Origin of the sequence: Phaeodactylibacter xiamenensis, assembly GCF_000759025.1 — a bacterium.
GTDB lineage: Bacteria > Bacteroidota > Bacteroidia > Chitinophagales > Saprospiraceae > Phaeodactylibacter > Phaeodactylibacter xiamenensis.
Window position 1 is genome coordinate 1 of sequence record NZ_JPOS01000104.1, and the last position, 3,957, is coordinate 3,957.

Consider the following 3,957-nt stretch of genomic DNA (forward strand, 5'->3'; position numbering starts at 1 on the left):
GAGTCGTTCCTTCGCAGCTACGCTGCCGCAGGAACCCACACCTAAATAGTTACAGGAAAACTTATAACTATAAGAACTACTTCGGTAAATTACTGACAAAGATGAAATTTGAAGTGAAATAAACACGAACGCACAACAATGGCTACATGCCATGCCGGTAAAAATCTTCGAAAGGAAAATGAAGATGGGAAACCCGCGCAGGCAGCAAAAGCCAGGCTTCGCCAAGATCGTCTTTTGCTGCCTGCGCTAGCATTTGTGAAATGAAACGAAAATGGTAAATTTAAAGTCCGGCACAGCACGTAGCCGGGCCGTTATGGGGTACCGCATCAGAATTGGCATTCTATGGAATTGAAAATATGGATTCTCCCGCCTCAAGAATGAAAACTCAGAATTGGGAATTGTCCGGAAATCAAGAACTTGAGTTCCAAATCGGGTAACTGAAATTTTGAAAGGCGGGTAAAGGTCCTGTCGAGTATTGTATTTTTTACGGTGAATCGGATAGAAAACGAAAAATTTGGATTCTTAAGATTAACCGGGCCCATCTTGAAAAATGGGATTGGTTTTTTCAGAAGGAGTTTGAGTTTAGGCGGCTTTTGAAATAAAAATCAGGAATTTGAATCTCGTCCAAAAAACAGAATTTAGAAATCTGGAATCTGGAAATTTTGAACAGGTAATCGTTGATTGAATCAATTTGAAGACCTAAGATCAGAAACCAAAACTCAAGATTTGGAGAATCTGAAACTAATTTTGATGAATTTGGGAGATCGAATTGAGGAAATCAAGAATCAAAAATCAGGTTGAATCTTCTGGAAATTGAGATCAGAATCCGGAAATAGGTTGATTGTCGTCCGATTTTTGGTTGATTTGAGATTAGAATCGATCAAATTGAAGAATCAGAATCCTGAAATTGAATCAATTGAAAACCAAGAGATTAAAATCAGTTGAAAAGATTGAATAGCCGCCTTTTGGTTAGTCCAGAATTTGAAATGGGCCCTTTTTTTGAATCGGTGAAAAGAATAAAGCGGCAACCCATAACAATGGCTACACACAAGCTGGGTAAAAATCTACGAATGAAAAAAGAGAATGAAAAGCCCGCTGCAGCCAGCAAAAGCCAGGCTGCGCCATCATCGCCTTTTGCTGTCTGCGCTAGTATTGGTGAATTTGAACGAAAAGAGTAAATTTAGAATCCCAGCCTGCGCGTAGCCGGGCCGTTGTGGGCTATTTTAATTTTATTAGACAAATACTATCTTTAAGCAAAATTCTAGACTCTCAAAAAATGATAATCTGTAGTTATGGTTAGAACCATGTTCCATACCCAAGAAAATAGAGACGAAGAACTAATCGAACCAATAATCTGTTTAAGAGATGATGCTTGGTTAGGAGAAGCTTATTATTTTTGGTATGATGAGTTTGATGCTCACAGATGGGGGAAAACAAGCAAAAAAAAGACTGGGCGGTATGAAATATATTCTGCTAATATTGAATGCGACAATGTTCTTGATACGGTATTCAACGAAGAACACTATCTTTTTTGGTTGAAGCAAATCGAAAAAGTTGCCACTAAGATAGTTAAACAAACAGGGGAAAAGCCTACCTTAAAGGAAATCAATGACTATTTTAAGGATAGGGCAACTTGGGATGAAGTTGACGGCATAATGTTTCAAGATTTACCATCTAACTTCAATTTCTTGCTAGTCAAGCCAATAGAGTACAGAAACAATAAAAAAAGGGCATTTATTTACAGGAAAAGGATACAACTAGCTGTATATAATTTGGAAATTGTTGACAATTTTGTTCTTTTGACAATAGAAAACTGCTAAAAAACAGATTATGTTGAATCTCGCTGATTTGGAACAAAAGCTTGATAATGCACTTGAGAAGGAAACTCAAGAGACTCTAAGCAATTGGTTACTTGAGAAAAGATCAAATTTAGATCATTCTCTGTTAACGAATGGTAAAATAGAACTCAAAAAGGTTATTTCATTTGATTACAAGATGAGTAACGTGAAAAGCAATTCATTTTATGGGCATTTTAATTCCACAGATGCTGTATTGGTAAATAATACTGACTATAAGCTAGCTGCATAGTTTTATAGCAAAAACTCTGGAATATGGAAGTTAACGAACAAGTTCAATTAAAGTTTCTAGGTGTAGATTTTCCTCATGTAAATTTCAGCTCTCAAAAACCGTATATTGACGGAGGTGAGATTCATATAGATCTTGAGCCTAAGGTTTTCTATCCCGAGGAAGATGAAAAAATATTTAGAATAATTATGGACATGACACTAATGTCCGAATCTTTCTTTAAACTAAGAATAGTTGCTATTGGAACTTTTGAATTAAGTAAGGCGATACATGGAGAAATAAAACATAGCTTTGTTAATGTAAATGCACCTGCAATTATGTTTCCTTATTTGAGGTCATTTATCTCTACATTAACATCAAATTTGGGTAATATTATAGGAACACTAAATATACCACCTCAATTTTTCAAAGGAGAACTAGAAGAAATTATTCCAGAAGATAACTAAAAGTAATTACCTGTAAATATAAAGGAGTTTCTATACTGATTTTTCAATTCTTTTGACCAAGAGAAAGTCAAACAGCCCACAACAATGGCTAGCCGACAATACTCCGCTGCGCTACGTACTGCGGCTAGCCGGGCCGTTCACAGACAATCGCGCAACTGATGAAAGGTATCAGTAAGAATTTGAAATAAGGATTCTCCCCGCCTGGAAATGGAAAATACCCGAGTAATAATTTCCAGAAACTGGGTATCAACTGGTTAGTCCATTGGAGAAAAAGTCTGTTAAGGCGGGGTAAATGAGACGTTCTACAGTTTTTTAGTTGGTTTACGAGAATCGGGATAGCCCGAATAGAAAAATTAGATCAAGATTACCGCGGCCCCGTCCGATGGAAAGGAATACGGTATCAGGAAAAGAGTCCGCGTCCAGGGGGCTTATGAAAATCAAAAGGGTAAATGAAAATCAACGAGCAAATATGGGTTTCATGCCCGAATTTGAGATTTGCTCAAGAGTCCGCAGGTACATTGAATAGATTTAGCAGGAGAATAATTGGATGATTTTCATTGAGTAGATTTGATTCAAACGGGCGATAAAACAAATGAGGTTAGCTGTTTGGCCCGGAAATTGGTTTGTCCTCAACGAATAAATTGGATAAATTTGGGGAAAGCCCCCTTTTCTCGTCTTCGAAAATAGAGAAATGGCCGCTTGTTATGGCAATATCGAATAAAACGCGAATGCTGCGAACACAGTGCAGCCGGCAATACTCCGCTGCGCTACGTACTGCGGCTGCACGTTCCCGTTCACAGACAATCGCGCAACTGATGAAAGGTATCAGTAAGAATTTGAAATAGGGATTCTCCCCGCCTAAAACTTGAAAATGCCCGAGTAATAATTTTCAGAAACTGGGTTTAAACTGGTTAGTCCATTGGAGAAAAAGTCTGTTAAGGCGGGGTAAATGGAAAGTTCTACAGTTCTTTAGTTGGTTTACAAGAATTGGGATAGCCCGAATTGAAAAATCAGATCAAGTATTACCGCGGCCCGTCCGATGGAATTGAATACGTTATCAGGAAAGGAGCCCGCGTCCAGGGGGCTTATGAAAATCAAAACGGTAAATGAAAATCAACGAGCAAATAACTGTTTCATACCCGAGTAAGATTGAATCTTGAGGGTTCGCAGGTGCATTGAATAGATTTAGCAGGAGAATAATTGAATGATTTTCATTGGGTTAAGTTGGTTTTTACGGGCGATAAAACAAATGAGGTTAGCTGTTACGCCCGAAAATTGGTTATCAAAATCGGATAATTGGATAAACTTGGGAAAAGCCCCCTTTCTCGTCTTCGAAAATAGAGAGATGGCCGCTAGTTTTGTAAAATCGGATAAAACGCGAATGCTGTGAACACAGTGCAGCCGGCAATACTCCGCTGCGCTACGT

The 3,957-nt window shown here is 38.2% G+C and carries 5 protein-coding genes; 4 read left to right on the top strand and 1 reads right to left on the bottom strand.

The window, feature by feature from the left end; translation table 11 throughout:
- The first annotated feature begins 941 nt into the window (after positions 1-941).
- The 4 genes from IX84_RS29790 (at position 942) to IX84_RS29805 (ending at position 2,531) form a co-directional block, all read left to right on the top strand.
- Positions 942-1,178: a hypothetical protein gene (locus IX84_RS29790; RefSeq protein WP_152605303.1), complete on the top strand. Its 237-nt coding sequence runs from the start codon at positions 942-944 to the stop codon at positions 1,176-1,178.
- A gap of 114 nt (positions 1,179-1,292) precedes the next feature.
- Entirely contained in the window at positions 1,293-1,820 is a 528-nt protein-coding gene (locus IX84_RS29795; protein ID WP_044230141.1) for a hypothetical protein, read from the top strand.
- Positions 1,821-1,830: 10 nt separating this feature from the next.
- Positions 1,831-2,088, top strand: coding sequence for a hypothetical protein (locus tag IX84_RS29800; RefSeq protein WP_044230142.1), 258 nt, complete (start codon positions 1,831-1,833; stop codon positions 2,086-2,088).
- Positions 2,089-2,111: 23 nt separating this feature from the next.
- On the top strand, positions 2,112-2,531 hold the full coding sequence (locus IX84_RS29805; RefSeq protein ID WP_052516525.1) for a protein-export chaperone SecB: 420 nt from the start codon (positions 2,112-2,114) through the stop codon (positions 2,529-2,531).
- A gap of 1,185 nt (positions 2,532-3,716) precedes the next feature.
- Here the strand turns inward: IX84_RS29805 and IX84_RS34255 are convergent.
- The coding region (locus IX84_RS34255; protein WP_238578358.1) for a hypothetical protein at positions 3,717-3,957 on the bottom strand (241 nt) is incomplete at its 5' end.

Excerpts from the sequence above, each read along its gene's own strand:
- IX84_RS29795 (WP_044230141.1), top strand. The coding sequence starts at position 1,293 with ATGGTTAGAACCATGTTCCATACCCAAGAAAATAGAGACGAAGAACTA.
- IX84_RS29800 (WP_044230142.1), top strand. The coding sequence starts at position 1,831 with ATGTTGAATCTCGCTGATTTGGAACAAAAGCTTGATAATGCACTTGAG.
- IX84_RS29805 (WP_052516525.1), top strand. The coding sequence starts at position 2,112 with ATGGAAGTTAACGAACAAGTTCAATTAAAGTTTCTAGGTGTAGATTTT.